Here is a 25,549-nt window from a genome sequence, read left to right on the forward strand (position 1 = left end):
GTCCCGCGTTCAGACATAGCGTTCCTACCGGAGAATGGCGATGTTCAGATTGATGAAGCGGTTGCTGCAGATCGGGGGCATTGCGATGCTGGGCCTGGCCGCCCCCGGCGTTCATGCACAGGGATTCCCGGCCAAGCCCTTGCGGTGGATCGTCGGCTATCCGGCCGGCGGGGGGAGCGACAACGCGGTGCGGATCCTGGCGGCCCGGCTGGCCGAGAAGCTGGGGCAGCCCGTCATTGTCGAGAACCACCCCGGCGCGGCCACCATCGTCGCGGCGGAAACGGCGGCCAAGTCCGCTCCGGACGGCTATACGCTGTTCTCGGTCGACAACGGCACGGTCGTCTTCAACCCCCTGCTCTACAAGAAGCTGCCCTACGACCCGTCGCGCGACTTCGCGCCCGTGGCCCTGTACGGCAAGTTTCCTCTGCTGCTGGTGGTCAATCCGCAGGTGGTGCCGGCGGACTCGGTCGCGTCGCTGGTGCGCCTGGCCAAGGCCGCGGCCGGATCCATGGGCTACGCCTCACCCGGCCTGGGCAGTCCGCAGCACCTGGCCGGCGAACTGTTCAAGGAAATGACCGGCGCGCCGCTGCTGCACGTACCCTACAAGGGCACCGCGCCGCTGACCCAGGACCTGCTGGGCGGCCACATCGGCGTCTCTTTCATAGGCGTGCCCACCGGCATGCGGCAGGTCCAGGCGGGCAAGCTGCGCGCGCTGGGCGTGGCCGAGGCGGCCCGCCTGCCCTCGCTGCCGGACATCCCGACGCTGGCCGAGGCCGGGGCGGGCGACATCGTGGCCTATGCCTGGCAGGGCGTGGTCGTGCCGGCGGGCACGCCCGCGGCGACCGTGGACAAATTGTCGGCCGCCCTGCAGGCCATCGTGAAGAGCTCCGACGTCCAGACGCGCCTGCGCGAGATCGGCGTCGAACCGCTGGAGGGCGGAAAGGCCGAGATGGCGGCCTTGACCGCCAGCGACCTGAAGCGCTGGGGAGACGTGATCCGCAAGCGAGGCATTACGCTGGAGCAGTAGCGGGTTGTGCAGTCCTGTATACAGATTTTCCACAAGGGAAGGACATTACTGAAGTTATAGTGCAAAAATCCTAGGGTTTTCCCGCTATTTCCATCGTTTTGATTCCGGAGCAAAATCAACCTGTATACAGATTTGATGATGCTCCGTTCCTCGCATGCGCCCAGCCGCTGCCACGGGCCGGGCTCCTGGAGGAAGACCATGTTTCTGAAGAACACCTGGTACGTCGCCTGTACCCCCGATGAAATCGCCGAAAAGCCGCTCGGTCGCCAGATCTGCGGCGAACGCATGGTCTTCTACCGGGGCCAGGACGGCAAGGTGTCCGCGCTGGAAGACTTCTGTCCCCACCGCGGCGCACCGCTGTCGCTCGGTTTCATCGACAAGGGCGAACTGGTGTGCGGCTACCACGGCCTGCGCATGAACCCGGACGGTACCTGCGCCGGCATGACCGGGCAGCGCGTGCGCGCCTTCCCCAGCATCCGCAGCTACCCGGCCGTGGAACGCTACGGCTTCATCTGGGTATGGCCGGGCGACGCCGAACTGGCCGATCCCGCCAAGATCCATCACCTGGAATGGGCCGAAAGCCCCGACTGGGCCTATGGCGGCGGGCTGTACCACATCCATTGCGACTACCGCCTCATGATCGACAACCTCATGGACCTGACCCATGAGACCTACGTCCATGCCAGCAGCATCGGCCAGGCCGAGATCGAGGAATCGGCGCCGTCCACCAAGACCATCGGCGACGAGGTCGTGACCAGCCGCCACATGGAAAACATCAAGCCGCCCCCGTTCTGGGCCGCCGCGCTGCGCGGCAACGGCCTGGCCGACGACGTGCCGTGCGACCGCTGGCAGATCTGCCGCTTCACACCCCCCAGCCACGTGCTGATCGAAGTGGGCGTGGCGCATGCCGGCAAGGGCGGCTACGACGCGCCGGCCGAGTCCAAGGCCTCCAGCATCGTGGTCGACTTCATCACCCCCGAGACCGAGACCTCGATCTGGTACTTCTGGGGCATGGCGCGCAACTTCAAGCCCAACGACGAACAGCTCACGGCCACCATCCGCGAAGGCCAGGGCAAGATCTTCGGCGAGGACCTCGACATGCTGGAAGCGCAGCAGCGCAACCTGTCCGAGAACCCGGGCCGCAAGATCCTGAAGCTCAACATCGATGCCGGCGGCGTGCAGTCGCGCGTCGTGCTGGACCGCCTGCTGGCCGCGGAAGCCGCCGAACGGGCCAGTCGCATCGCCGCGTCCGCCGAAGCGGCAACGGCGCAGGCCGCCGCGGCGGGTTGAAGGGTAATCAGGCGGACGTTTGCTCCGCCAAGGGCAGCGGCTGTACCGCCAGCCGCAATCCCATTGCCTTCAGTATGGCCGTCACGCTGCTCAAGGCGGGGTTGCCCGTGGGCGAGAGCGTGCGATAGAGCTGCGTCGGATTCAGCCGTGCCTGGCGGGCCACGGCCTGCACGCCTCCGAACGCCTGTGCGAGCTGGCGCAGCACGATCAGCAGCTCGGCCTGGTCGCCATCTTTCAGGATGTCGTTGATGACTTCCAATGCCAGCGCCGGGTCGCTGCGGTACAGCTCCGCCATTGCGTCGTCATGGGGCCTGCTTTTCATGGTTGCCTCGTCGTTTCCAGTCCTGCCAGCAGTCAACCGCTGCCGATACGCGATATTTTCGTTTATAGACGAATTTTCAGTCGATAGGAATGAACGTTCCTTGTCCGATAGTCCCTGGTATGACTGCGTCACGAAATACGTAGTAGGAGCTTTTCAGCCTTGCCCCTCAAAAAAAGGGTGGCCTCGATTCGAGGCCACCCTTTCTGGCTGGCTTGCGCATGGGCGCCTTGGCGCCCTGTCGCCGTTATTCCCCCCTGCCCTGCAACGCCAGCGGATACTCGCCCCGGATCCGTTTCACCGCGTCCTGCACGCCGCTCCAGGCCGGCTGGCCGGTGAAGGACTCGCGCATGAACTGCACCACGGCCGTGACCTGCGCATCGTTCAGCGCATACGCATAGCCGGGCATGTGGCCGCCGCGCGGGTTGCCGGCGTCGTGCTGGGTGCCGTTCAGGACGTAGCGGATCACGTTGTCGGGCTGGTCCAGGTTCAGCGAAGTGGCCAGCCATAGCGGCGGCTGGGTGCCGAACAGGTCGGGACCGCCGGGGCCGGGGTGGTGGCAGGCCGCGCAGGCGTTGGCGTAGATGCGGGCGCCCAGCGTGCCGGTGGTGGCCACCGCGGCTTGCGCCGCCGCCTCGCGCTGCTGCGGCGTGGGGCCGGACTTGCCCTGCTGCGCGGCGCCGGCCATCTGGCTGGCGATGTAGGTGGCCAGCGCGCGGGTGTCGGCTTCGGCGATCTGCGAGGTGCCCACGCGCACCACCGGCGTCATGGACGCGCCGGCCGCGCCATGCTGGTCGGAATAGCCCGAGCGCAGGTAGTCGAACAGGGCCTGCTCGGTCCATGCGATCGGCGCCTTGGACGAGGCGTTGAGCGCGGGCGCGATCCAGCCTTCGGCGCTGCCGCCGCCCAGGTAGGACTTGCCGCCTTCCTCGGCGCCCAGCGCGTTGCGGGGCGTGTGGCAGGCGCTGCAGTGGCCCAGCGCGACCGCGAGGTACTGGCCGCGGTTCCACGCTTCGGATTCCGAGGCCACCTTGGCGACCGGGTCGCGATCCAGGAACAGCAGGTTCCACCCGGCCATCAGCACGCGCTGGTTGAACGGGAACGGCAGGCGGGTGGCCTGCGGTTCGTTGCGCACCGGCGGCTGGCTCATCATGTAGGCGTACAGGTCCCGCATGTCCTCGTCGGTCATCTTGGTGAACGAGGTGTACGGGAAGGCCGGATAGAGGTGCGTGCCGTCGCGGGCGACGCCGCGCCGCATGGCGCGTTCGAAGGCCTCGAACGACCATCCGCCTATGCCGGTCTCGGCGTCGGGCGTGATGTTGGTCGAGACGATGACGCCGAAAGGCGTCTCCATGTGGAACCCGCCCGCGTTGACCGCCCCGCCCGGGGCGGTGTGGCAGACGACGCACATGCTGGCGGAGGCGACTTCCTGGCCGCGCCGGACTTGTTCCTCGGGGAACTGCTTGGGGTCGATCGACGCGGTCGGGATCTCGGGTTCATGCGCGAACAGGGCGACGCCGGCCGCCACGACGACCAGCAGGATGACGATGGTCAGCGACCACTTGGCTGCGCGGCTCATTATTTGGCCTCCTTGTTGGCGGCGGCGAGGGCCGCGCGCACGCGTTCAGGGGTGAACGGCGCTTCACGCAGGCGCAGGCCGGTGGCGTCGAAGATCGCGTTGGCGATGGCGGCGGGCCCGGGAACGGATGCTGATTCGCCCGATCCCAATGGCGGATTGCCGTCGGGGGGCATCAGCACCACGTCGACCTCGGGCAGGTCGGTGAACTTGAGGATGGGATAGGCGCCCCATTCCAGGCTGGAGACGCCGTTCTGGTCGAAGCTCACGCTTTCCTTGAGCGTGCGGCTGACGGTCTGGATGACGTTGCCCTGGACCTGGTGGCGCACGCCGTCGGGATTGATCATCAGGCCGCAGTCCTGGCCGGCCACGACGCGGGTCACGCGGACCTTGCCGGTATCCAGGTCGACCTCGACGTCGGCCACCCAGGCGCACCACGAGGCGCCCACGCCGGGGAAGGTGCCGTGCACGTACTGGTGCTGGGAGACGCCGCGGCCCTTGACGACGCCCTTGGTGGGGCGTTCGGCCGGCGCCTTGCGCGGCTGCCAGCCGGCCTTCGCGGCCACGGCCTTGAGCAGCGCGATGGGACGAGGGTCCTCCATGAAACGCAGGCGGAACTCGACCGGATCGGCGCCTTCCTTGGCCGCGAGCTCGTCCATGAAGGATTCGTGGGCGAAGACGTTGGGCAGCGCGGCCACGCCGCGCATCCACGAGGCGCGCACGATGGGGGCCATGTCCAGCGCCACGATGTCGAGGTCCGAGGCGCGGTATTGCGGGATGGCGGTGCGGTCGCCCATCTCGAACACCGTGGCCTCGGCCTTTTCCTTGCCCATCAGCAGCGAGGCCAGCAGCGGCGCGCCGTTCGAGGGGTAGCGGGTGCCGAAGCGATAGGCCAGCGAGTCGGGGCCGGCGACGCCGCCATGCACGTCCATGGTCTGGGCCGTGCCCTTGGGTTCCCAGGCGTGTTCTTCCTCGCGCATGTATTGCACGCGCACGGGCTGGCCCAGTTCGCGCGCCAGTACCGCGGCGTCGGCGGACGCGTCGTCGGCGCAGTTGCGGCCGTAGCAGCCCGAGGCCTCCATCCGCACCACGCGGATGCGGTCTTCGGGAATGTCGAGCATCCTGGCGATGTCGCTGTGCAGGTTGTGGGGGTTCTGGCTGCCGCTCCAGACGGTCAGCTTCTGGTCCTTCCAGTCGGCCAGCCCGCACGAGGGGCCGATGGAGCCGTGCATCTGGTAGGGCCACACATAAGTGGCCTTCACCGTATGCCTGGCCGCCGCCAGGGCCTTGTCCGTATCGCCCTTCTTGCTCAACGGGCGCTGCTTGGAGGGTTGGGAGGCCAGCGCGTCGGTCAGCGAGGCCATGGAGCCCAGCGCCGGCGGCGCCTTCCATTTCACCTTGAGCAGGCGCGAGGCCAGGATGGCGTCTTCCTCGCGCCGCGCGACGACCGCCACGAAGTCCTTGATGACCACGATCTTCACCAGCGACCTCACCTTGGCTACCGAGGACTCGTCCACCGACTCCAGGCTGGCGGCCACCATGCCGCCCGAGTCGCGGCCCAGGTAGGGCGGGCGCACGAGGCGCGCGTGCAGCATGCCCGGCACCCGCATGTCGTGGACGTAGGTGAGCTTGCCGGTGACCTTGGCGGGGATGTCCAGGCGCGGCACGGGGCGGCCGACGACGGTGTAGGCCGAGACCGGCTTGAGTTGCACGTCGGCCGCCAGCGGCACCGATTGCGTGTCGTTGCCGACCAGTTCGCCGTAGGACGCGAGCCGCTCGCCGCTGGCGCGCAGCACCTGGCCGTCGCGGGTGACCAGCGACGAGACGGGCACGTCGTGGCGGCGCGCCGCTTCTTCCAGCAGATGCTGGCGGATCTGCGCCGCGGCCTTGCGCATGGGGACGGCGGAGGCCTGCACGGAGTTGCTGGCGATGGTGGGCCCCTGGTTGGGCGTCACGTCGGTATCGCCCAGCACCATGGTGACCTGGCTCATGTCGACGTCCAGCTCCTCGGCCACGATCTGCGTGAACGCGGTGCGGATGCCGGTGCCCAGGTCCACGTGGCCGTTGCAGGCGCGGACGGTGCCGTCGGCCATCAGCTGCACGTAGGCCGAGACGAGGTTCTTGTCCACCAGTTGCGAGCCGGCATCGGTGGCCGGACCGGCCGCGGCCATGCCGCGCTTGACCAGGGCGGGGAAGGTGAAGGTGACGGCCAGGCTGCCGGTGGCGGCCAGGAACTGTCGGCGCGAGAGGCGCGGGGCGTGCATGGGGGTATTCATTGCGCGCCCTCCGCCATGGCGGTCCTGGGCGCGGCCTTGCCCTGGAGTTCGGCGGCGCGCTGCACCGCCCTGATGATCTCGATGTGGGTGCCGCAGCGGCACAGGTTATAGGCCAGCGCCTGCTTGATCTCGTTTTCGGTGGGGCGCGGATTGCGGTCCAGCAGCGCCCGCGCGGCCATGATCATGCCGTTGATGCAATAGCCGCATTGCGCCGCGTTCTCGTCGATGAACGCCTGCTGCACGGGATCGAGGACGTCGCCCTTGGCCAGGCCTTCCAGTGTGACGATGGGCCGGCTTTCCACGCTGCCCGCCGGGATCAGGCAGGAGCGCGCGGCCTTGCCGTCGATCAGCACCGTACAGGCGCCGCACTCGCCCAGCCCGCAGCCGAATTTCGGCCCGTTCAAGGCCAGGTCGTTGCGCAGGATGTAGAGCAGCGGGGTGTCTTTGTCGGCTTCGACGGAGCGTTCCGCCCCGTTTACCTGGAGTTTTAGCGATGCCATGTTCGTTTCCTGTATGGAGGCGTTCAACCGGCCGGCTTCCGCCTGGAGAGCGGTGCCACCATTACCCTAGCTGGGCCGTGGGGCGGCGAGGACACGCAGATGTGTCGACTTGTTGCCGCCGGAAGGGCCGCCATGCGTGGCGGCGCCTTGGGAAAAGACCTAGGGTTTACACCAATGGTGATGCAAATGCAAACCGAGCAGCCGGTAACTGATGTTGGCAAGGGGGACGAATATCCGTTGGCGGGGGATATCCGGGAGGCCCGTCAGCGCGACATCGACTGCGTGACCTGGCGCCGGAAATCCGCCAGCTTGGCCTTGAGCGCGCGCCGGTTGTCCGGTCCCATGCGCAGCAGGATCTTCTGGCCCGACGTCAGCGTCTCCAGGGCGGGGTCGGAGAACTGGTAACTCACCCAGGGGCGCTGGAGTTCCTTGGGGCCTTTCACCTCGGGCAGGTTCACGGCCACGGGCTCGGCCGGATCGGGCGTGGCCAGCAGCGTGTCGATCACGGCCACCAGGCGGTCGTTGAAGTAGCCGCGCGGGTAGCCCAGGTCTTCGTAGGCCTTCTGGAACTGGGGATAGAGCTGCTTGTAGAGCGCCGCGGCCTTCTCGGTGCTGACGGCGGTGATGGCCGCCACGAAGGGCCGGTAGCGCTGGTAGTTGGCGGCGGCGATGCGTTCGCCGGGCGCCGAGCCGTCGACGGTGAAGCGGCCCTGGGTGGGGTTGACCGGCCAGACCCTCGGGGGGGCGTGCGGGCGGGCCAGGTTGTCCACTGTCGCCACCGTGCGCTGGATGAAGTGGTCCAGGTTGAAGAAGGACAGCACCGCATCCCGGCCCAGCAGGCCGGTCATGGCCACGGTGATGTCGGGCGCGGCCGGAGGTTCGGCCGTCTCGGCGGCGGCGGGGGCGGGCGGTTCTATGGGGTGCTGGATTTCCGGTTCGGGCGGCGGCGGCGCGGGCGGTTCGGCGCTTTCCGCGACCGCCGGGGGAGACTCCACGACGGGCGCCGGCGGCTCGGGCTGCGGCCGCAGCCACAGATACAGGCCGGTGCCGATGGCTGCCAGGGCCAGCACCACGACGAGGGAAGACAGTCGGTTCATGGCGTGCCTATGTCGGTTGGATCCGGAAACACTGTACCAGCCGCGCGGGGCGGTTCACAGGCAGACGCGGGGCTTTTGCCGCATCGGCATCGCCGCGTGCGGAAAAGGCACGGGAGGCACGCCGCCGTTTTTGTGTATCCTCGAAGATCGCAGCCCGCAATCGCCTTTCCCCACTCCACTGGATTCCCCATGTCTGACAGTCAAGCCCAACAGAACAAGGCGCCGGTGCGCCAAGAGCGTCACGACAACGTCGGTGTCATCGTCATCGACCGTCCCGAGCGGAAGAACGCCCTGAATGCCGAGGTCAAGGCCACGCTGGTGCGCTGCCTGCGCGAGTTCGAACAGGATCCGGCCATCGGCTGCATCGTGCTGACCGGCGCCGGCGGCTATTTCGTCGCCGGCTCGGACATCGTCGAGATGTCCACCATGCAGCCCACGGACCATGCGCTGCAGGGCGGCGACCAGGTGTTCCACGTGCTGCGCGGGCTGGGCAAGCCGGTCATCGCGGCGGTCGAGGGCTTCGCGCTGGGTGGCGGATGCGAGCTGGCGCTGGCCTGCGACATCATCATCGCGGCCGAGGGCGCGAGCTTCGGCCAGCCCGAGATCAAGGTGGGCATCATTCCGGGCGGCGGCGGCACGCAGCGGCTGCTGCGCGCGGCGGGCAAGTACAAGACGCTGTTGTGGTCGCTCACGGGCGACCGCATCCCGGCCCGGACGGCCTATCACTCCAACATGGTCAGCGAACTCGTGCCCGACAGTACCTCGCTCGAACGCGCCCTGGCCATCGCGCGCCAGATCTGCGCCATGCCGCCGCTGGCGGTGCGCGCCATCCGCGACGCCGTGCGGCTGGGCGCGGACGCCAGCCTGGAAGCCGGGCTGGCGATCGAGCGCCGCGCCTTCGAGCGGCTGTTCGACAGCCAGGACCAGAAGGAAGGCATGCGCGCCTTCATCGAGAAGCGCGCGCCGGTGTTCAAGGGACGCTGAGCCCGGCTGCCGCCGTGGCCGGTCCTGGTCGCGGCGGCTTTCTTTCCCGGCCGGCGCGCCGGTCATCTTTTCTTCCCCTCTTCTTTTGTCTCAGCCCGTGACGACCCCCGCCGTCGTCCGCGTCGGCTCGCGCGCGTCGCCTCGTTTTCGAACATTGAATCGGTATTCAAGGTTGAGTGAATTGATTCAATATTCAAGATTGAACGCCCGGATGCGAGTCCCTATCATGGCCCCGCCAACGAAACGGCCCGCTGCGTGACGCCTGTCGGGTCGAGCGACGCGGACCCACAGCGAGGAGACATGATGAAGCATTCCTATCGCGCGGCATTTGCCGCGGCGCTCATCGGTTGTTGCGCGGCCATGGCCGCGTCCGCCCAGGACTATCCCAGCAAGCCCATACGCATCATCGTGCCGCTGCCGCCGGGCGGATCGAACGACGTGCTGGCGCGCGTGCTGGGCGAGGAAATGTCGAAGACGCTGGGCCAGCCCTTCGTGGTGGAGAACAAGCCGGGCGCCGCCGGCAACATCGGCACCGACCAGGTGGCCAAGGCCAGGCCCGATGGCTATACGCTGGGGATCGCGCCCAACCAGACCGTGGCGGTCAATCCCGCGCTGTATCCCAAGCTGCCCTTCGACGTGCAGAAGGATCTGATGGGAATCGGCCTGATGGCCACGCTGCCGATGACGCTGGTCGTGCCCAGTTCGTCGAAGGCCGGCTCCATCGACGAACTGGTGGCCATGGCCAAGGCCGAGCCGGGCAAGCTGACCTATGCGTCAGCCGGTTCGGGCAGCCCGCAGCACATGTCGGCCGAGATATTCCAGTCGCTGACCTCCACGCAGATGACCCACGTTCCCTACAAGGGCTCGAACCCGGCCCTGGTGGACGTGCTGGCGGGCACGGTGGACGTCATGTTCTGCCCCATCAATTCCGCGCTGCCCTATATCCAGAACGGCCGCCTCAAGGCGCTGGGCGTGACGGGCGCGCAGCGGCTGCAGACGCTGCCCGAGGTGCCGACCATTGCCGAGAAAGTGCCGAACTTCGCGAGCGACATCTGGATCGGGCTGATCGCGCCCGCCGGCACGCCGCCCGAGATCGTGCAGAAGCTGAACACCGAGCTGAACCGCGCGCTGAAGATGCCGGCGGTGCAGGCCAAGCTGGCCGAGCAGGGCATACAGGCCGCCACCAGCACGCCGGCCGAGCTGGACCGGATGATGCGCGACGACCGCAAGCGCTGGGCCGAGGTCATCAAGCGCGCCAACATCCGCGTCGATTGAATCTTTTCTTCGCCTCATTCATACACAGGAATCACCATGAAGTCCTCGACCGAATCGCTGGTGCGACGCGATGAACCGCAGCCGTGGGAACACGACGGCGTGGCATGGGGAAGCGACAGGATCGCCGACCTGCTGCGCGAGCTGGACATTCCCTATCTGATCCTGAATCCGGGGTCGAGCTATCGCGGCCTGCACGACAGCCTGGTCAACCACCTGGGCAACCGCCAACCGCAGATGATCGTGGTCCTGCACGAAGAACACGCGGTCGCCATCGCGCACGGCTATGCCAAGGTGACCGGCAAGCCGCTGGGCGCGGCGCTGCATGCGAACGTGGGCCTGATGCACGGATCCATGGCCATCTACGATGCCTGGGTGGACCGCGCGCCGGTGATCATTCTGGGCGCGACCGGGCCGGTGGATGCGGCCAAGCGGCGGCCGTGGATAGACTGGATCCATACCGCGCAGGACCAGGGCGCGCTGGTGCGCCACTTCGTCAAGTGGGATGCCCAGCCCGCGTCGGTGCCCGCCGCGCTGGAAGCCCTGCTGCGCGCCCGCCAGATCGCGACCACGGCGCCGCACGGCCCGGTCTATGTCTGCCTGGATGCGGCGGTGCAGGAGGCGCGCTGCGACGAGGACATCCCCCTGCCCGATCCCGCCCGCTACCTGCCGCCGCCGCCGGCGCGTCCCGCGGACGAGCTGGCGCGGCAGGCGGCGGAATGGCTGTCGCGGGCGAAGCGCCCGGTCATCCTGGCCGGGCGGGTGTCGCGGTCCGAGGAAGGCTGGGCCGCGCGCGTGCGCCTGGCCCAGACCCTGCAAGCGCAGGTGCTGACCGACCTGAAGGTGGGCGCCGCCTTTCCCACCGACCATCCGCTGCACGCCGCGCCCAGCGGCATGTTCCTGCATCCCGAGGCGCAGAAGGTGCTGCGCGAGGCCGACGTGGTGCTGAGCCTGGACTGGCTGGACCTGGCCGGCACGCTCAAGCAGGCGTGGGGCGCCGATCCGGTGGGCAGCCGCGTCATCCAGGTATCGGTGGACCACTACAGCCACAACGGCTGGAGCATGGACCACCAGGGCCTGCCGCCGGTGGATCTGTTCCTGCTGTCCGAACCCGAACCCGCGGTCGCGCTGCTGAACGAACACGTGACGCCGCGCCGTGAGCCGGCGCCGGCGAAGGTGCCGGTGCCGGGTCCTGCGATACCCGGGGACCCGGCCGCGCCCATGACCGTGCCCACGGTGGCCGCCGTGCTGCGCAAGGTGCTGGGCGATGCGCCGACGTGCCTGACGCGCCTGCCGCTCAGCTGGAGCGGCGAGTTCTGGGATTTCCGGCATCCGCTGGATTTCGTCGGCTACGACGGCGGCGGCGGTGTGGGCTCCGGTCCCGGCATGGCGATCGGATCGGCGTTGGCGCTCAAGGGCGGCGATCGCCTGCCGGTGGCGCTGATCGGCGACGGCGACTACATGATGGGCGTCAACGCGCTGTGGACCGCCGCCCATGCCGGCATTCCCATGCTGATGATCGTCTGCAACAACCATTCGTTCTTCAATGACGAGATCCACCAGGAGCGCGTGGCGCGCCAGCGCGGGCGGCCGGTCGAGAACCGCTGGGTCGGCCAGCGCATCGACGAGCCCGCCCCCGACCTGGCCGCGATCGCCCGGGCGCAGGGGCTGACCGGCATCGGACCGGTCCGGCGCGCGGACGAACTCGAGCGCGTCCTGGCCGAGGCCGTCGCGGCGGTCAGGCAGGGCGGCATCGTGGTCGTCGATGCCATCGTCCAGCCCGGCTACAACCCCGCCATGACCGCGGGCCTGACCCGTTCCAGCCACTAGTCCTTGCCATCTTCAAGAGAGTCTTCCATGCGTGCTCATGAGATCCCCCCGGGCATCCTTCCCACCCGGCGCAGCCTGTACTACGGCGGCGCCTGGCACGAACCGGCGTCCGGCCTGTATGCCGACACCATCAACCCCGCCTACGACGAAGCCATCACCCAGGCCCCGGTGGCGGGCGCGGACGACGTGGACGCCGCCGTGCGCGCCGCGCAGGCCGCCTTTCCGGCCTGGGCCAGCCTGCCGCCGGCGCGGCGGGCCGACTACCTGCGCCGCGCCGCCGCGGTCCTGCGCGAACACGCGCTGCCGCTGGCGCAGCTCGATTCGCTGAACAACGGGAACCCCGTCTCCGCCTTGCTGAACGATGCCGGCTTCGCCGCCGACGGCCTGGAGTACTTCGCCGGCCTGGCGGCCGAGGTCAAGGGCGAGACGATCCCCATGGGCGACGGCAACCTGAACTACACCGTGCGCGAACCCATGGGCGTGATCGCGCGCATCGTCGCCTACAACCATCCGCTGATGTTCGCGGCGCTGCGCATCGCCGCGCCGCTGGCCGCGGGCAACACGGTGGTGGTCAAGGCGCCCGACCAGGCGCCGCTGTCCATCATCCGGCTGGCCGAGCTGGTGGGCGACATCTTCCCGCCGGGCGTGGTGAACTTCCTGTGCGGCGGCCGCGAATGCGGGGACGCCATGTCGCGGCATCCGCTGGTGCGCAAGGTCACGCTGATCGGTGGCGTGCCGACCGGCAAGGCCGTCATGGAGACGGCGGCGCGCGACCTCAAGCCCGTGCTGCTGGAGCTGGGCGGCAAGAACGCGCTGATCGCCTATCCCGATGCCGATCTGGACAAGCTGGTGCAGGGCATCATCGGCGGCATGAACTTCACCTGGTCGGGCCAGAGCTGCGGTTCCACCAGCCGCGTCTTCCTGCACGAATCCATCCACGACCGCGTGCTGGAAGCCGTGGCGCGCCTGCTGCCCGAGCGCCACAAGCCCGGCATTCCCATCGACCCGGCCACCACCATGGGGGCGCTGGTCAGCCGGGCGCAATTGCAGAAGGTCGAGGGTTTCGTCGCCTCGGCGCTGGAGGAAGGGGCGCGGCTGGTGAGCGGCGGCAAGCGGCCCGCCGATCCGGCGCTGGCGCGAGGGTTCTTCTTCGAGCCGACGGTGTTCGCCGACGTGCAGCCGCACATGCGCCTGGCGCGCGAGGAAGTCTTCGGCCCCATCCTGTCGGTGTTCAAGTGGCGCGACGAGGATGCGCTGTTCGAACAGGTGAACGACGTGGACTTCGGGCTGACGGGATCGATCTGGACCCGCGACCTGGACACGGCGCACCGCGCCGCCCGGCGCATGACGACGGGCTACGTGTGGATCAACAACACCAGCCAGCACTTCCTGGGCGCGCCCTTCGGCGGCGTCAAGCAATCGGGCATCGGCCGCGAGGAATGCTTCGCCGAACTGCTGGAGTTCACCTATACCAAGAACGTGAACATCAAGCTGGGCTGATCACTGCTGTTCGAAGCGCGCGAACCGCCGGTCGATGAACTGGCGTTCGCTCGCGAGATCGTCCACGCGCGCCTGCGGCGGGCCCTGGCGCATCCATTCGAGCATCTGGTCGACCTGGTCGGGAGTGCCTTGCACGAGCGCTTCGACCGAACCGTCTTCGTTGTTGCGCACCCAGCCGCCCACGCCCACCAGGTGGGCGCGCCGGACCGTGGCGAGGCGAAAACCGACACCCTGGACTCTGCCGGTCACGCGGACGAGTACGGTTTCCAGAGGCGCGGTGCTGTCGAGTTCTTGCATGGGTCGGTTCGAAAATGGTTGTGGAAACGAGTCTACCAGCGGAAAACGTGCCCGCCGGCGTTGGATCCGATGAGGCATCGTGCGGAATAATGTCGTCATGACCGCATCCGCTTCTTCCCCTTCCCTGAGTCCCGGCCTTGTCTGGCTGATGTCCATCGCCACCGGCCTGACCGTGGCGGCCAACTATTACGCCCAGCCCCTGCTGCATGTCATCGCCGGCGACCTCGGCCTGTCCGTGCCCGAAGCCGGCTCCATCGTGACGGCGGCCCAGGTCAGCTATGCGGTGGGATTGTTCCTGCTGGTCCCGCTGGGCGACCTGCTCGACCGGCGCAACCTGATCTTCGTGATGACGCTGCTGGCCGCCGGCGGGCTGTGCGCCAGCGCGCTGGCCGGCAACCTGCCGGTCCTGCTGGCCGGCACCACCGTGGCCGGGCTGTTCTCGGTGGTCGCCCAGGTGCTGGTGCCCTTCGGCGCCACGCTGGCTTCACCCGACGAACGCGGCAAGGTCGTCGGCACGCTGATGAGCGGCCTGCTGCTGGGCATCCTGCTGGCGCGCACCTTCGCGGGGCTGGTGGCGGCGCTGGGCAACTGGCGCCTGGTCTACGGGATCGCCGCGGTCCTGATGGCGGCGCTGGCCTTCATCCTGCGCCGTTCGCTGCCGCACCACCCGGCGCAGGCGGCCGGCATGCCGTACCCCCGGTTGATCGCATCGATCGCCGCGCTGTTCGCCCAGGAGCCGGTGCTGCGCACCCGTGCCCTGCTCGGCGCCCTGACCTTCGCCAGTTTCGCCATGTTCTGGACTTCACTGGCCTTCCTGCTGTCCGCGCCGCCGTTCGGCTATTCCACCTTCACCATCGGGCTGTTCGGCCTGGCGGGCGCGGCCGGCGCCCTGGCCGCCGCGCGGGTGGGACGGCTGGCCGACCGTGGCAAGGGCGAGACGGCCACGCGCTTCGGCCTGGCGGTGCTGCTGGTGTCGTGGCTGCCCATCGTGCTTGGCCAGTATTCCGTGGCGCTGCTGGTGGTGGGCGTGATCCTGATGGACCTGGGCGCGCAGGCGGCGCACATCAGCAACCAGAACGCCATCTATCGCATCCGCCCCGAGGCGCGCGGCCGCCTGACGGCGGCCTACATGACGAGCTACTTCATCGGCGGCTCGCTGGGTTCGCTGGCATCGGCCTGGCTTTACGCGCATGCCGGCTGGCATGGCGTGTCGATCGGCGGCACGGTGGCCGCGCTGGCCGCCGCGGCGGCCTGGGCCATGCGGCCGCGCGCGTCCACGGCCGCCTCGCCGTCCACCCGCTAGGGCCTGCCGGCCAGCAGCGCGTGTTGCCGCCCCTTACAGGCGGGCTCCGCGCGCCATGCTAGCCTGTGGTCGGACTCTTCCCGGACGACGAACATGGCCGATTCCATCCCCCAGCAGCGCTGGGCCGTGCTGCGGGCCGCGCGGCTGATCCCCGTCTTGCGCTACCAGGACGCCGACACCGCCCTTTACGCCGCCCTGGTGGCGTTGCGCGCCGGCTGCCGGGGCATCGAGCTGACCTGGACCATTCCCGGCGTGCTGGAAGTCCTGCGGTCGTTGCGGGCCGAGGCCGAACGGGCCGGCCACACGGACGTGCTGATAGGCGTGGGTACCGTGCTGGATGCCGAGCAGGCCCGCTCGGCCCTGGAAGCGGGCGCCGATTTCCTGGTCGCGCCGGGCGTCGTGCCGGCGCTGGTGGAACTGGCGGGCGCGGCGGGCGCCTTGAGCATGCTGGGCGCGTTCACCCCCACCGAGATCATCGCGGCCAAGGCGGCCGGCGCCGACGTGGTGAAGATCTTTCCCGCCGATACCGGCGGCCCGGGCCACCTGGCGGCGGTCAAGGCGGTCTTCCCCGATACGCTGTTCTGCCCGACCGGAGGCGTGACGCGCGACAACATGGCGGCCTACTACCGCGCGGGTGCCGACATCGTGGGCATGGGCAGCAACCTGTTCGACAAGGGGCGGCTTGCCGCGCGCGACACCGAGGCGCTGGTGGCCTCGCTCCAGGCCACGCTCAAGGACGCCGCGGCCGCCTGACCGAAGCGTTCAGGTGGCTTGCTCCGCGGCCTGGTAGGGCTTGAGCTCGTCGCCGCCCGCGGTGCTTTCCTGCTGCCGCCGCCACATGGCCGCGTAGGCGCCGTCCAGCGTCAGCAACTGATGGTGGCGGCCGCGCTCCACCACCCGGCCGCCGTCCAGCACGATGATCTCGTCGGCGTCGATGATGGTGGACAGGCGGTGGGCGATGGTCAGCGTGGTACGGCCGCGGCTGACCTCGCGCAGGTTGCCCTGGATCTCGCGTTCGGTATGCGTGTCCAGCGCGCTGGTGGCCTCGTCGAACACCAGCACCGCCGGCCGCTTCAGGATGGTGCGGGCGATGGCCACGCGCTGCTTCTCGCCGCCGGAAAGCTTCAGTCCGCGTTCGCCCACCACGGTCTGGTAGCCGTCGGGCATGGCCAGGATGAAGTCGTGGATGTGGGCCAGGCGCGCCGCTTCCTCGATCTCGGCCTGGGTCGCGCCCGGGCGCCCGTAGGCGATGTTGTAGTAGATGGTGTCGTTGAACAGCACGGTGTCCTGCGGCACGATGCCGATCGCCGCGCGCAGGCTGGATTGGCTGATCTTGCGGATGTCCTGGCCGTCGATCAGGATGGCGCCGCCGCTGACGTCGTAGAAGCGGAACAGCAGCCGGCTCAGGGTGGACTTGCCCGCGCCCGACGAACCCACCACGGCCACCGTCCGGCCCGCCGCGATGGTGAAGCTGACGTCCTTCAGGATCAGGCGCCGCGGATCGTAGCCGAACACCACGTGGCGGAACTCGACCGTGGCGCCGTCCACGCGCAGGTCGGGCGCGCCGGGTTCGTCGGCGATCTCGCGGTCTTCGGACAGCAGCTCGAACATGCGGTCCATGTCGATCAGCGATTGCTTGATCTCGCGATAGACGAAGCCGAAGAAATTCAGCGGCTGGTAGAGCTGGAGCAGGTAGGCGTTGACCAGCACGAAATCGCCGATGCTGAGGCGGCCGGCGACGATGCCGCGCGCTGCCATCCACATCACCACGGTCAGGCCGACCGAGATGATCGCGGCCTGGCCGATGTTCAGCAGCGACAGGCTGACCTGGCTCTTGACCGCCGCGCGCTCGTAGCGCCCCAGCGCGTGGTCGTAGCGCCGCGCCTCGTGTTCCTCGTTGCCGAAGTACTTCACGGTCTCGTAGTTGAGCAGGCTGTCGATGGCCTTGGTGTTGGCTTCGGAGTCGGTCTCGTTCATCTGGCGCCGGAACTTCGTGCGCCATTCCGTGACGAGCAGCGTGTAGGCGATGTACAGCACCACCGTGACCAGGGTCGCCAGCGCGAACCACGCATCGAACATGTGCCACAGGATGACCGTGACCAGCCCGATCTCGAACAGCGTGGGCAGCACGTTGAACAGCATGTAGGACAGCAGCGTGCTGATCGCCCGCGTGCCGCGCTCGATGGAGCGCGTCAGCCCGCCGGTCTGGCGGGCCAGGTGAAAGCGCAGCGCCAGTCCGTGCAGGTGGCGGAACACCTGCAGGCCGACGACGCGGATGGCGTTCTGCGCCACGCGCGCGAACACCGCGTCGCGCAGTTCGGAGAACACCAGCGACAGGACGCGGGCGCCGCCGTAGGCCAGGATCATGCCCACCGGGATGGCCAGCACGGCCGCGGCCGTGCCGCCCAGGGCGTCCACCGCCGACTTGTAGAAAATGGGGACGTAGACGTTGGCGACCTTGGCGGCGATCAGCAGCGCCAGGGCGGCCACGATGCGCAGGCGCAGCCGGGGGGCGTGGGCCGGCCACAGATAGGGAAGCAGGGTGCGCAGGGTGGCCAGGCCGCCGCCGGGGCGGCGCGCAGGAGCGGGTGTGTTCAAAGCGTGTTTCCAGGAAGCAATGTTGGCAACGATACGCCTGTTCGGATATCCAGGCTCGTTTACCCCGGGGGGCGCGCGCCGGCATGGCGGCGTCGGCGGCGGCCGACTTCAGTCGTCTCAGCCGGCGAGAATTAGGGTTGACCGCCGCCCGCCCGGATCACAGTATTCGCACCACAAACCACCCGGGAAAAAGGGGAGACAATCATGGAATCAGGCATTTCGAACCTTCGCGCGCGCCGGCGCGCAAGCCGCGCGCTGGCCTGCCTGCCGGTCCTGGCTTGCGCGGTACTGTTCGCGGGCGCGGCGCCCGCGGCGGCCGACCCGTTCGATGGCGGCCGCGTCACCATCGTGGTGTCCGGCCGCGCAGGCAGCTCGTTCGACAACGCCGCGCGGCTGGTTGCCGAGCCGCTGTCCAAGGAATGGGGCGTGCCGGTGGTCGTGGACAACCGCGCGGGCGCCTCCGGCGTCATCGGCGCCGCCTATGTGGCCAAGGCGCCGCCCGACGGCCGCACCATGCTGCTGGGTACCACGCCCTACGTGCAGGCGCCGCACCTGCTGCGTTCGGCCGGCTACGACCCGGTGGCGAGCTTCGCGCCGGTCGCCCAGCTTTTCACCGCGCAGTTGTGGCTGGGCGTGAACGCGGGGCTGCCGGTCAAGACCGTCAAGGAGTTCGTCGCCTACGCGGCCCGGCCCGGGTCACAGTTGTCGTTCTCCAGTCCGGGCCAGGGCTCCACCCCGCACCTGAACACGGTCATCCTGATGCAGCAGGCCGGCATCGACATGCTGCACGTGCCCTACACCGGCATGCCGCCGGCAGTCATGGACGTGGCGGCGGGCCGCATCTCCAGCGTGTTCGCGTCCTACTCCGACCTGCTGCCGCACGTACAGGCGGGCACCCTGCGCGTGCTCGCCAGCACCGGATCGGCCCGCTCGCCCATCAGTCCCGACATTCCGACCATGAAGGAGTCGGGCTACGGCGGTTTCGAGGTGGTCGGCTTCGGCGGCCTGCTGGTGCCGGCCGGCACGCCCGCCGCGCTGACGGCGAAGATGGCCGCTACGGTGCACAAGGTGCTGGCGCGTCCCGAGATTCGCAGCCGCCTGCTGGAACTCGGCTTCGAGCCGGTGGACAGCAACCAGCAGGCCTTCGCGGCGCTGGTGCGCGAGCAGAACGCATTCTGGGCGAAGGTGATCCAGGACGCCCACGTCAAGGTCGAATAGGAGTTCCTTCATGCAACCCGCACTTTCCCGCTCGTACCACCTGCGCTTCGTCGGCGACTGGGGCCAGGCGAACTTCCACCGCATCTGCTCCTGGCTGTGCGAGGAGTTCTGCAAGCGCGCCGGACCGCGCAGCCGCGTGGCCATATGGAGCATACGCGCCGGCGGCATCGAGGCGATCGACCTGGTGCAGGAAGGCGAGGTGGACCTGTGTCTGGTGACGCCGGCGATGCTGATGCCGGCGGCGCTGACGGGCCAGTCCATCTTCCAGGGGCGCGCCGCGCCCAACCTGCGCTCGCTCGCGGTGCTGCCGCAGAACGACCGCATGGTGCTGGCGCTGCGCCCCGACCTGGGTATCCGTTCGTTCGAGGAGTTGCGCGGCCGCCGGCCGGCTCTGCGCATCGCCACCTCACGCAACGACGGCACCAATTTCATCGGCCACGTAAGCCGCCTGTTCATGGCGGCCCACGGCATCGACGAGGCCACGCTGGCGGCCTGGGGTGGGTCCTACGTCGAGGACACCAATCCCCGCGACAGCCTGGCGCGCATGGAGGCGGGCGAGGTGGATGGCGTGCTGCAGGAGGCGATCATGACGCCCTGGTGGGCGCGGATCGTGGAATCCGGACAGGCGGTGCCGCTGTCCGCGGAGCCTTCCGCCCTGGCCCGGTTGCACGCCGACCACGGCTTTCCGGCCAACCCGCTGCCCGCGGGCTACTGGAAGAACCTCGAGACGCCGCTGCAAGCCCTGGACTTCTCGGACTTCCTGGTGCTGGTGCGCGACGACATGGACGAGGAGGTGGCGTATCTCCTGACCTGGTGCCTGGTGGAGACGCGCGAGGCCATCGAGCGCCAGTACCGCCACCTGCCGCCGCAGCGCAGTCCGCTGTCCTATCCCATCGATCCCGCCAGGATGGCCCGGCCGTCCATCGCGCTGCATGCGGGCGCGCAACGCTACTACCGCGAGGCGGGACTGCTGGGCTGAGCCCGCCCCGCCCGCCAAGGAGACCGCCGTGCCCGAAGTCCGTGAACACCTGGAGGCATTTCCCTTCGACGCGCCGCCCCGCGTGTTGCGCCGTCGCGAGGAACTGCTGCTGGCCGAGCCCCTGCCGGGCGGCGGCCGCCCTCCCCGCGCGTATCCGCCCGTCGAGGCGGTGCATTTTTCCGCCGAGTACGTGGACCAGCCTTTCGTGCCGCCGCGCGGCGTCTACGAGAGCGCGGCCATGCGGATAGAGTGGCAGACGATGAACGCCCGCCAGCCGTTCTACCACCGCAATTGCGGCGTGGACGAGATCTCGTTCCAGGTCTGCGGCGATCGCACGATCATGACCGAACTGGGCAGCGTGGACGTGGCGCCGGGCGAGTTCGCGCGATTGCCCGACGGCGTGGCCCACGACAACTACGGCCGCCGCGACATCCATCTCTTGTTCTACGTGCCCGGGCCGGTCGAGCGCCTGGGCACGGTGGACCGGCGTTCCGAGGCCAGGGTCCCGCCGTTTCCGGGCTGGTCGCCGGCGCCCCTGAACGAACTCGTCACCGAGGGCGTGGCCGGGCCGGGCCAGGACGTGGCGCTGTCGCCCATCGACGAACGGCTGCTGCTGGCCCATGCCGACGACACGCAGGAGCGGCTGGAGGTCTTGCGCATCGGTTCGGGCGTCGAGTGGCTGTATCGCGGCCCCACGGCCATGATCGGGGCCACGGTCGCCGCCGCGTCGACCGGACACGTCTATCGCCGGCTGCGCAACGCCGAGGAGATCCAGTACCAGGTCTCGGGCACGCGCACGCTGGTGACCCAGCGCGGCGTGCTGCACCTGGCGCCCGGCGACTTCGTCCGCATTCCCCGCGCGGTGGCGTTCGCCAGCATCCATGCGGGGCCCAGCACGCACCTGTCGCTGGTCTCGACCCAACCCATTCCGCAGGTGGCGCAGGGCGCCCGCCAGGCCGAGAGAATGGCGCCGTCGGACATCGACGGGCTGCGCGCCGGCAAACCGACATGACACACGAGGACAGGAACATGAGCGACATGATTGCCGCGCGGGCCCACCAGGGCGCGGCCGAATTGCGGCTGGAGCGGGTGCCGGTGCCCGAGCCTGGCGCGCGCGACGTGCTGATCAAGGTCGCCTCCGCCGGCATCGCGCCCGGCATGATGAAGCTGCTCGAACGCGGCCGCTTCAAGCACCTGCCTTCCACGCCCGGCCACGAGATCGCGGGCGTGGTCGTCGCGGCGGGACGCGAGGCCGACGCCTCGCTGGTCGGCCGGCGGGTGCGGGTGCATCCCATGCTGTCCTGCGGCGACTGCGTCTATTGCCGCACCGACCGCCAGCAACTGTGCGCCGAGACCGCCATGATCGGGCACGCCGCGTTCGGCACCGGCAAGCTGGAGCTCTACGCGCGTTATCACGACGGCGGGCTGGCCGAGTACGCGCGTGCCCCGGACTGGCTGGTCGATCCCCTTCCCGACAACGTCAACTTCGACGTCGGCGCCAAGGTGCACGACCTGGCCAACGCCGTGCGCGCGCTCAAGTGCGCGGCCATCCCCGAGCCGGGGCGCCTGGTCATTACCGCCGCCACCGGCACCATGGGAACGGCCAGCATCCTGCTTGCCAGGTTCTACGGCGCGCGGCGCCTGGTGCTGGTGGCGCGGTCGCGCGAACGCCTGGAGGCGCTGCGGCCGCTGGCGGGCGACCTGCCGGTGGAGCTGGTCGCGCTGGACGAACTGGCGCCCGACTGGGCCGGCAGTCAGGGCCTGACCCGCCGGCTGCGCGAGCTGCTGCCGGGAGGCGCCGATGCCGTGCTGGACTATTTCCCCGGCGGCCCGGGCACGATGCAGGCGCTGCGCGCATTGGCCCTGGGCGGCACGCTGGTGCACATGGGCGGCAACGCCACGCCGCTGTCGATGACGGTGGCCGAGGCCATGCAGATGTGCTGGAAGATCGTCGGCACCCGGGCCTGCACGCGCTCGGACACCGACGCCGTCCTGGAGCTGCTGGCGTCGGGCCGGCTGAACGCCGATGCGCTGATCACCCACCACTTCCCGCTGGCCGAGGTGAACCGGGCCCTGCAGGTCATGCTCGATCGCAGCGAACCGATCTGGATGGCCGTGGTGCACCCGCAGGGGGCCGACTAGCCGAAGGCCTCGCTGAAAAAGTCGATGAAGGTCCGCACCTTGGGCACCATGAATTTGCGGCTGGTATAGGCGGCGTACAGGGTCACGGAAGGCGGCCGGTACTGCGGCAGCAGGCGCACCAGCGCGCCGCTGTCCAGGTCGCCGGCGATCAGCCATTCCGGCAGGTAGCCGGGACCGATGCCCGCCAGCAGGCTGTGGCGCGCCAGGGACGAGTCGTCCGTCTTCAGCGCCGCGGGCACGCGCAGCGTCGCCGGCCCCGCGGGCCCCTGCAGCGGGATTTCCTCGGGCCGCTTGATGTAGGCGGGCAGGACGGCCGGCCGGTCGGCCAACTGGGCCGGCGACTCGAAGGGGCCGTGCCGGTCGACGTAGTCGCGCGAGGCCGCCAGCACGAAGCGGACTTCGCACAGCGGTCGCACGATCAGCGAGGGCGCGTTCTGCGCGGCGGTGGCGCGCAGGGCCAGGTCGAAGCCTTCCTCGGCCAGGTCCACCTTGTAGTTGCTCAGGCGCAGGTCGATGACCACGCGCGGGTAGCGCTCGCGGTAGCACGCCAGCATGCCGGCGAAGCGGCCGTTGGCACACCAGACCGGCGCGGTGATCTTCAACTGGCCGCGCGGCTCGGCATGGCTGTCCTGCAGCGTGGCCTCGGCGTTGTCCAGCAGGTCCAGCGCTTCGCAGCACTGCTCGAAATAGACCTGCCCCGCCTCGGTCGGGCTGACGTGCCGGCTGGTGCGGTTGAGCAGGCGGGCGCCCAGGCTGCGTTCCAGGTGGGCCAGGTGCTTGCTGGCCATGGCCGGCGAGATGCCCAGCTGCCCGGCCGCCCGCGCGAAGCTGCCCGCCTCGACCACGAGGCGGAACACCTTCATGCTGACCAGCGTGTCCAAGCGTTCAAGCCTTGCCGCGCGATGTGTCGATGCTGAAGGCGCCTGCGCCGGCCACGGCGAAGAACAGGAACACGAAGCAGTACAGCACCGCCGGTTCGCCGCCGTTCTGCAGCGGGCTCAGGAAGGCCTTGGGCGCATGCGCCATGAAGTAGGCCACGGCCGTGAAGCCGCACAGGATGAACGCCACCGGCCGGGTGAACAGGCCCAGGATCATCAGCAGGCCGCCGCCGATTTCCAGCACGCCGGCCAGGCCCATCAGCGAGAACAGCTGGATGCCTTGCATGCCCAGCGACGGAATGTCGAAGAACTTGGCCGTGCCGTGCTGCAGGAACACGTAGGCGATGACGATGCGCATGACGGCTTGCGCGCGGGGGGCCCAGATGGCGAGGGTGTCGTTGGTGGAGGTCTGCATTGGCTATTTCCTTCAAGAGTGACACGCGGGTGAAAAAGACTGTGTCCAGATCCAGGGCGCCCGTAGGGCGTAGGGGGGATGGGTTTCCTTACCCAAAGCGGGTGGCGGAGACGACTACGTTCATGACTTCATCCTGGAAGATGCGGCTGCCGGGGTCGTTGCCGGCCGCGCCCGCCGCCACCATCAGCGGCAGCAGGTGATCGGGCCGGGGCTGCGCGACGCGCGCGTCGGGTGCCGACGTCCAGTTCGCCAGCGCCTGTTCGCGGGCCTCGCGAGGCAGCGCCACGGTGTCGGCCAGCCAGTCGTCGAAGCGCTGCGAGGCCGGCTTGAACGCCGGCGCGAAGCCCCGCATGTTGTGGAAGCTCATGCCGCTGCCCACGATCAGCACGCCTTCGTCGCGCAACGGCGCGAGCGCGCGTCCGGCCGCCAGGTGGGCCTCGGGATCCAGGCCCGTCTTCATCGACAGCTGGACGACGGGAACGTCGGCATCGGGAAAGATCAGCTTGAACGGCACGAACACGCCGTGGTCCAGCCCCCGCTCGGTGTTCGAGCCGCAAGCGATGCCCGCCTGCCCCAGCAGCTCGCGCACGCGGCCGGCCAGCGCGGGCGAACCGGGCGCCGGGTATTGCAGCTGGTAGGTGTGTTCGGGAAAGCCGTAGTAGTCGAACAGCAGCGGCGGGTTGGGACTGGCATTGACGGTGAAGTCGTCCTCTTCCCAGTGGCCGGAAATCACCAGCACCGCTTTGGGACGGGGGCCCGCCGACGCGGCGAGCCCCTTCAGGAAAGCGGCCATGCGGTCCCACATGCGGGGATCGCCGGGCCAGTCCATGAAGAAGCAGGGGCCTCCTCCATGGGGGATGAAGAACGTGGGCAGACGGTGGGCGCTCGAGGCGGACATGGCGGCTCCTGTGGCGTGGCCTTTGTCGGCAATATAGGCGCGTGCTGTCAGGCAATCAATCGTATAGAACGGAAGGGTTTGTTTCCTGTTTGTTGATGATCGTCAGTGCGGGACGAGGGGATTTCAGGCCCCAGCCTTTACTCCTGTTCCGCTTGCTGGCGCATTCCGGCGGCTTCTTCCCGGACCGCCCGCAGGAAGAATTCCAGCGCGGGCGAAGGCGCCACGTCCGAGCGTAGCACGACCCCCACCGAAGGCAAGGCCCACGACGGCCGGAAGTTCAAGATGGTCAGTATCCCCAGCCGGGCATAGTGCCGGGCGACGCCGCGGGGCATGGCGGCCAGCACGTCGGTATTGCGCAGCAGGACCTCGTTGGCCAGCAGCGAGACGGATTCGGCCAGCGGCACGCCCAGCGTGAGGCCTTGTTCGGCGAAATAGGCGTCGATGCGCTGGCGCAGCGGCGCATCGGGCGGGGGCAGGATCCAGGATTGCCGGGCCAGCGTGGCCGGCGTCACGCGGTTCGAGCGCGCGAGCGGATGTCCCACCCGCGCCACGACGTAGATGGGTTCGTCGTACAGCACTTCGGTGCGGAACATGGCCTGCGAGGCGCCCTGCATCAGGCGTCCGATGATGCAGTCCAGCTCGCCCCGCGCCAGCGCCGCCAGCAGCAGGTCGTTGGTGCCTTCCTGGATCATCACGGTGATGCCTGCGTGGGCCTCGTGCATGCGCGCCAGCGCGCGCGGCACCAGCACCGGCAGCACCACCTGCAGCACGCCGGCGCGCACCCGGCCGGTGGCGCCCCGGGTCAGCGCCTCGATCTCGTTGCGGGCCCCGTCCAGGTCCGCCAGCAGTACGCCGGCCTTCTGCACCAGCGTCTCGCCATAGGGCGTGGGCGAGATGCCGCGGCGCGAGCGCACGAACAGCGGCACGCCGAAGGCTGCTTCCAGTTCCACCAGCAGCTTGCTGGCGGCGGGCTGGGTCATGCCCAGGCGCGCGGCGGCCTTGTGCACGCTGCCGGTGGCGTGCAGCGCCTCGAGCAGGTCCAGGTGGCGCAGCCGCAGCCTGGAACGGATCTGGCGGACGGTAGGGATGCGGTAGGCGGTGTCCACAGTGTGATTCCTGTTGGTTTTCACTTGATTCTAAGAATTTATGC

23 protein-coding genes are annotated in these 25,549 nt (G+C 69.1%); 12 read left to right on the forward strand and 11 right to left on the reverse strand.

Features of this window, described 5'->3' with window-relative positions:
- Positions 1–40 precede the first annotated feature (40 nt).
- Positions 41–1,027, forward strand: a complete 987-nt coding sequence (locus tag EGT29_RS00380; protein ID WP_161567637.1) for a tripartite tricarboxylate transporter substrate binding protein — start codon at positions 41–43, stop codon at positions 1,025–1,027.
- A gap of 198 nt (positions 1,028–1,225) precedes the next feature.
- The gene (locus tag EGT29_RS00385; protein WP_124687166.1) at positions 1,226–2,317 is read left to right on the forward strand and encodes an aromatic ring-hydroxylating dioxygenase subunit alpha; all 1,092 of its coding nucleotides are present in this window, start codon (positions 1,226–1,228) and stop codon (positions 2,315–2,317) included.
- A gap of 7 nt (positions 2,318–2,324) precedes the next feature.
- On the opposite strand, the gene EGT29_RS00390 is transcribed toward EGT29_RS00385, so the two are convergent.
- The 5 genes from EGT29_RS00390 to EGT29_RS00405 form a co-directional block, all read right to left on the reverse strand.
- A complete protein-coding gene (locus tag EGT29_RS00390; RefSeq protein WP_124687167.1) occupies positions 2,325–2,639 on the reverse strand; it encodes a DNA-binding protein in 315 nt (104 codons plus the stop codon).
- 244 nt (positions 2,640–2,883) lie between these two features.
- Entirely contained in the window at positions 2,884–4,215 is a 1,332-nt protein-coding gene (locus EGT29_RS28670; protein WP_238160246.1) for a cytochrome c, read from the reverse strand.
- Positions 4,215–6,488 (reverse strand): molybdopterin cofactor-binding domain-containing protein, encoded by a 2,274-nt coding sequence (locus EGT29_RS28675; protein ID WP_238160247.1) that lies wholly within the window; start codon positions 6,486–6,488, stop codon positions 4,215–4,217. The genes EGT29_RS28670 and EGT29_RS28675 overlap by 1 nt, the downstream gene beginning before the upstream one ends.
- On the reverse strand, positions 6,485–6,988 hold the full coding sequence (locus EGT29_RS00400; RefSeq protein WP_124687168.1) for a (2Fe-2S)-binding protein: 504 nt from the start codon (positions 6,986–6,988) through the stop codon (positions 6,485–6,487). Before EGT29_RS00400 ends, EGT29_RS28675 begins: the two co-directional genes overlap by 4 nt.
- 263 nt (positions 6,989–7,251) lie before the next feature.
- On the reverse strand, positions 7,252–8,085 hold the full coding sequence (locus tag EGT29_RS00405) for a DUF3014 domain-containing protein (RefSeq protein ID WP_124687169.1): 834 nt from the start codon (positions 8,083–8,085) through the stop codon (positions 7,252–7,254).
- A gap of 189 nt (positions 8,086–8,274) precedes the next feature.
- On the opposite strand from EGT29_RS00405, the gene EGT29_RS00410 reads away from it, so the two are divergent.
- The 4 genes from EGT29_RS00410 (at position 8,275) to EGT29_RS00425 (ending at position 13,671) form a co-directional block, all read left to right on the forward strand.
- Entirely contained in the window at positions 8,275–9,069 is a 795-nt protein-coding gene (locus EGT29_RS00410; RefSeq protein ID WP_124687170.1) for an enoyl-CoA hydratase-related protein, read from the forward strand.
- A 303-nt stretch (positions 9,070–9,372) separates the two neighbouring features.
- Positions 9,373–10,344 (forward strand): tripartite tricarboxylate transporter substrate binding protein, encoded by a 972-nt coding sequence (locus tag EGT29_RS00415; protein ID WP_238160248.1) that lies wholly within the window; start codon positions 9,373–9,375, stop codon positions 10,342–10,344.
- A 36-nt stretch (positions 10,345–10,380) separates the two neighbouring features.
- Positions 10,381–12,171, forward strand: a complete 1,791-nt coding sequence (locus tag EGT29_RS00420) for a thiamine pyrophosphate-binding protein (protein WP_124687172.1) — start codon at positions 10,381–10,383, stop codon at positions 12,169–12,171.
- A gap of 27 nt (positions 12,172–12,198) precedes the next feature.
- Positions 12,199–13,671, forward strand: a complete 1,473-nt coding sequence (locus EGT29_RS00425; protein ID WP_124687173.1) for an aldehyde dehydrogenase family protein — start codon at positions 12,199–12,201, stop codon at positions 13,669–13,671.
- On the opposite strand, the gene EGT29_RS00430 is transcribed toward EGT29_RS00425, so the two are convergent.
- Positions 13,672–13,968, reverse strand: a complete 297-nt coding sequence (locus tag EGT29_RS00430; RefSeq protein WP_124687174.1) for an acylphosphatase — start codon at positions 13,966–13,968, stop codon at positions 13,672–13,674.
- 97 nt (positions 13,969–14,065) lie between these two features.
- Here EGT29_RS00430 and EGT29_RS00435 point away from each other — a divergent pair, with 97 nt between their 5' ends.
- Positions 14,066–15,271 (forward strand): MFS transporter, encoded by a 1,206-nt coding sequence (locus EGT29_RS00435; RefSeq protein ID WP_124687175.1) that lies wholly within the window; start codon positions 14,066–14,068, stop codon positions 15,269–15,271.
- Positions 15,272–15,364: 93 nt separating this feature from the next.
- Entirely contained in the window at positions 15,365–16,024 is a 660-nt protein-coding gene (locus EGT29_RS00440; RefSeq protein WP_124687176.1) for a bifunctional 4-hydroxy-2-oxoglutarate aldolase/2-dehydro-3-deoxy-phosphogluconate aldolase, read from the forward strand.
- 9 nt (positions 16,025–16,033) lie between these two features.
- Here EGT29_RS00440 and EGT29_RS00445 read toward each other — a convergent pair whose 3' ends face one another.
- Positions 16,034–17,869 carry an ABC transporter ATP-binding protein/permease gene (locus EGT29_RS00445; protein WP_238160249.1) on the reverse strand — a complete coding sequence of 612 codons (1,836 nt, stop codon included), beginning with the start codon at positions 17,867–17,869 and terminating at the stop codon, positions 16,034–16,036.
- Positions 17,870–18,073: 204 nt separating this feature from the next.
- Here EGT29_RS00445 and EGT29_RS00450 point away from each other — a divergent pair, with 204 nt between their 5' ends.
- From EGT29_RS00450 to EGT29_RS00465, 4 genes are read left to right on the forward strand one after another with little or no spacing between them, the layout of a single operon-like run.
- The gene (locus tag EGT29_RS00450; RefSeq protein ID WP_124687177.1) at positions 18,074–19,087 is read left to right on the forward strand and encodes a tripartite tricarboxylate transporter substrate binding protein; all 1,014 of its coding nucleotides are present in this window, start codon (positions 18,074–18,076) and stop codon (positions 19,085–19,087) included.
- 10 nt (positions 19,088–19,097) lie between these two features.
- Positions 19,098–20,066, forward strand: coding sequence for a TAXI family TRAP transporter solute-binding subunit (locus tag EGT29_RS00455; RefSeq protein WP_124687178.1), 969 nt, complete (start codon positions 19,098–19,100; stop codon positions 20,064–20,066).
- Between the two features lie 28 nt (positions 20,067–20,094).
- Entirely contained in the window at positions 20,095–21,078 is a 984-nt protein-coding gene (locus tag EGT29_RS00460) for a hypothetical protein (protein WP_124687179.1), read from the forward strand.
- A gap of 17 nt (positions 21,079–21,095) precedes the next feature.
- On the forward strand, positions 21,096–22,208 hold the full coding sequence (locus EGT29_RS00465) for an alcohol dehydrogenase catalytic domain-containing protein (RefSeq protein WP_124687180.1): 1,113 nt from the start codon (positions 21,096–21,098) through the stop codon (positions 22,206–22,208).
- Here the strand turns inward: EGT29_RS00465 and EGT29_RS00470 are convergent.
- From EGT29_RS00470 to EGT29_RS00485, 4 genes are all read right to left on the reverse strand, one after another.
- Positions 22,205–23,089, reverse strand: coding sequence for a LysR family transcriptional regulator (locus EGT29_RS00470; protein ID WP_124687181.1), 885 nt, complete (start codon positions 23,087–23,089; stop codon positions 22,205–22,207). The two genes, EGT29_RS00465 and EGT29_RS00470, sit on opposite strands and share 4 nt — an antisense overlap.
- A 4-nt stretch (positions 23,090–23,093) precedes the next feature.
- Positions 23,094–23,501 carry a DoxX family protein gene (locus tag EGT29_RS00475; RefSeq protein ID WP_124687182.1) on the reverse strand — a complete coding sequence of 136 codons (408 nt, stop codon included), beginning with the start codon at positions 23,499–23,501 and terminating at the stop codon, positions 23,094–23,096.
- An 88-nt stretch (positions 23,502–23,589) separates the two neighbouring features.
- On the reverse strand, positions 23,590–24,399 hold the full coding sequence (locus EGT29_RS00480) for a class III extradiol ring-cleavage dioxygenase (protein ID WP_124687183.1): 810 nt from the start codon (positions 24,397–24,399) through the stop codon (positions 23,590–23,592).
- Between the two features lie 137 nt (positions 24,400–24,536).
- Positions 24,537–25,505 (reverse strand): LysR substrate-binding domain-containing protein, encoded by a 969-nt coding sequence (locus tag EGT29_RS00485; RefSeq protein ID WP_124687184.1) that lies wholly within the window; start codon positions 25,503–25,505, stop codon positions 24,537–24,539.
- Between the last annotated feature and the right edge of the window lie 44 nt (positions 25,506–25,549).

The sequence above is a fragment of the Pigmentiphaga sp. H8 genome (genome assembly GCF_003854895.1).
Classification (GTDB): Bacteria; Pseudomonadota; Gammaproteobacteria; order Burkholderiales; family Burkholderiaceae_B; genus Pigmentiphaga.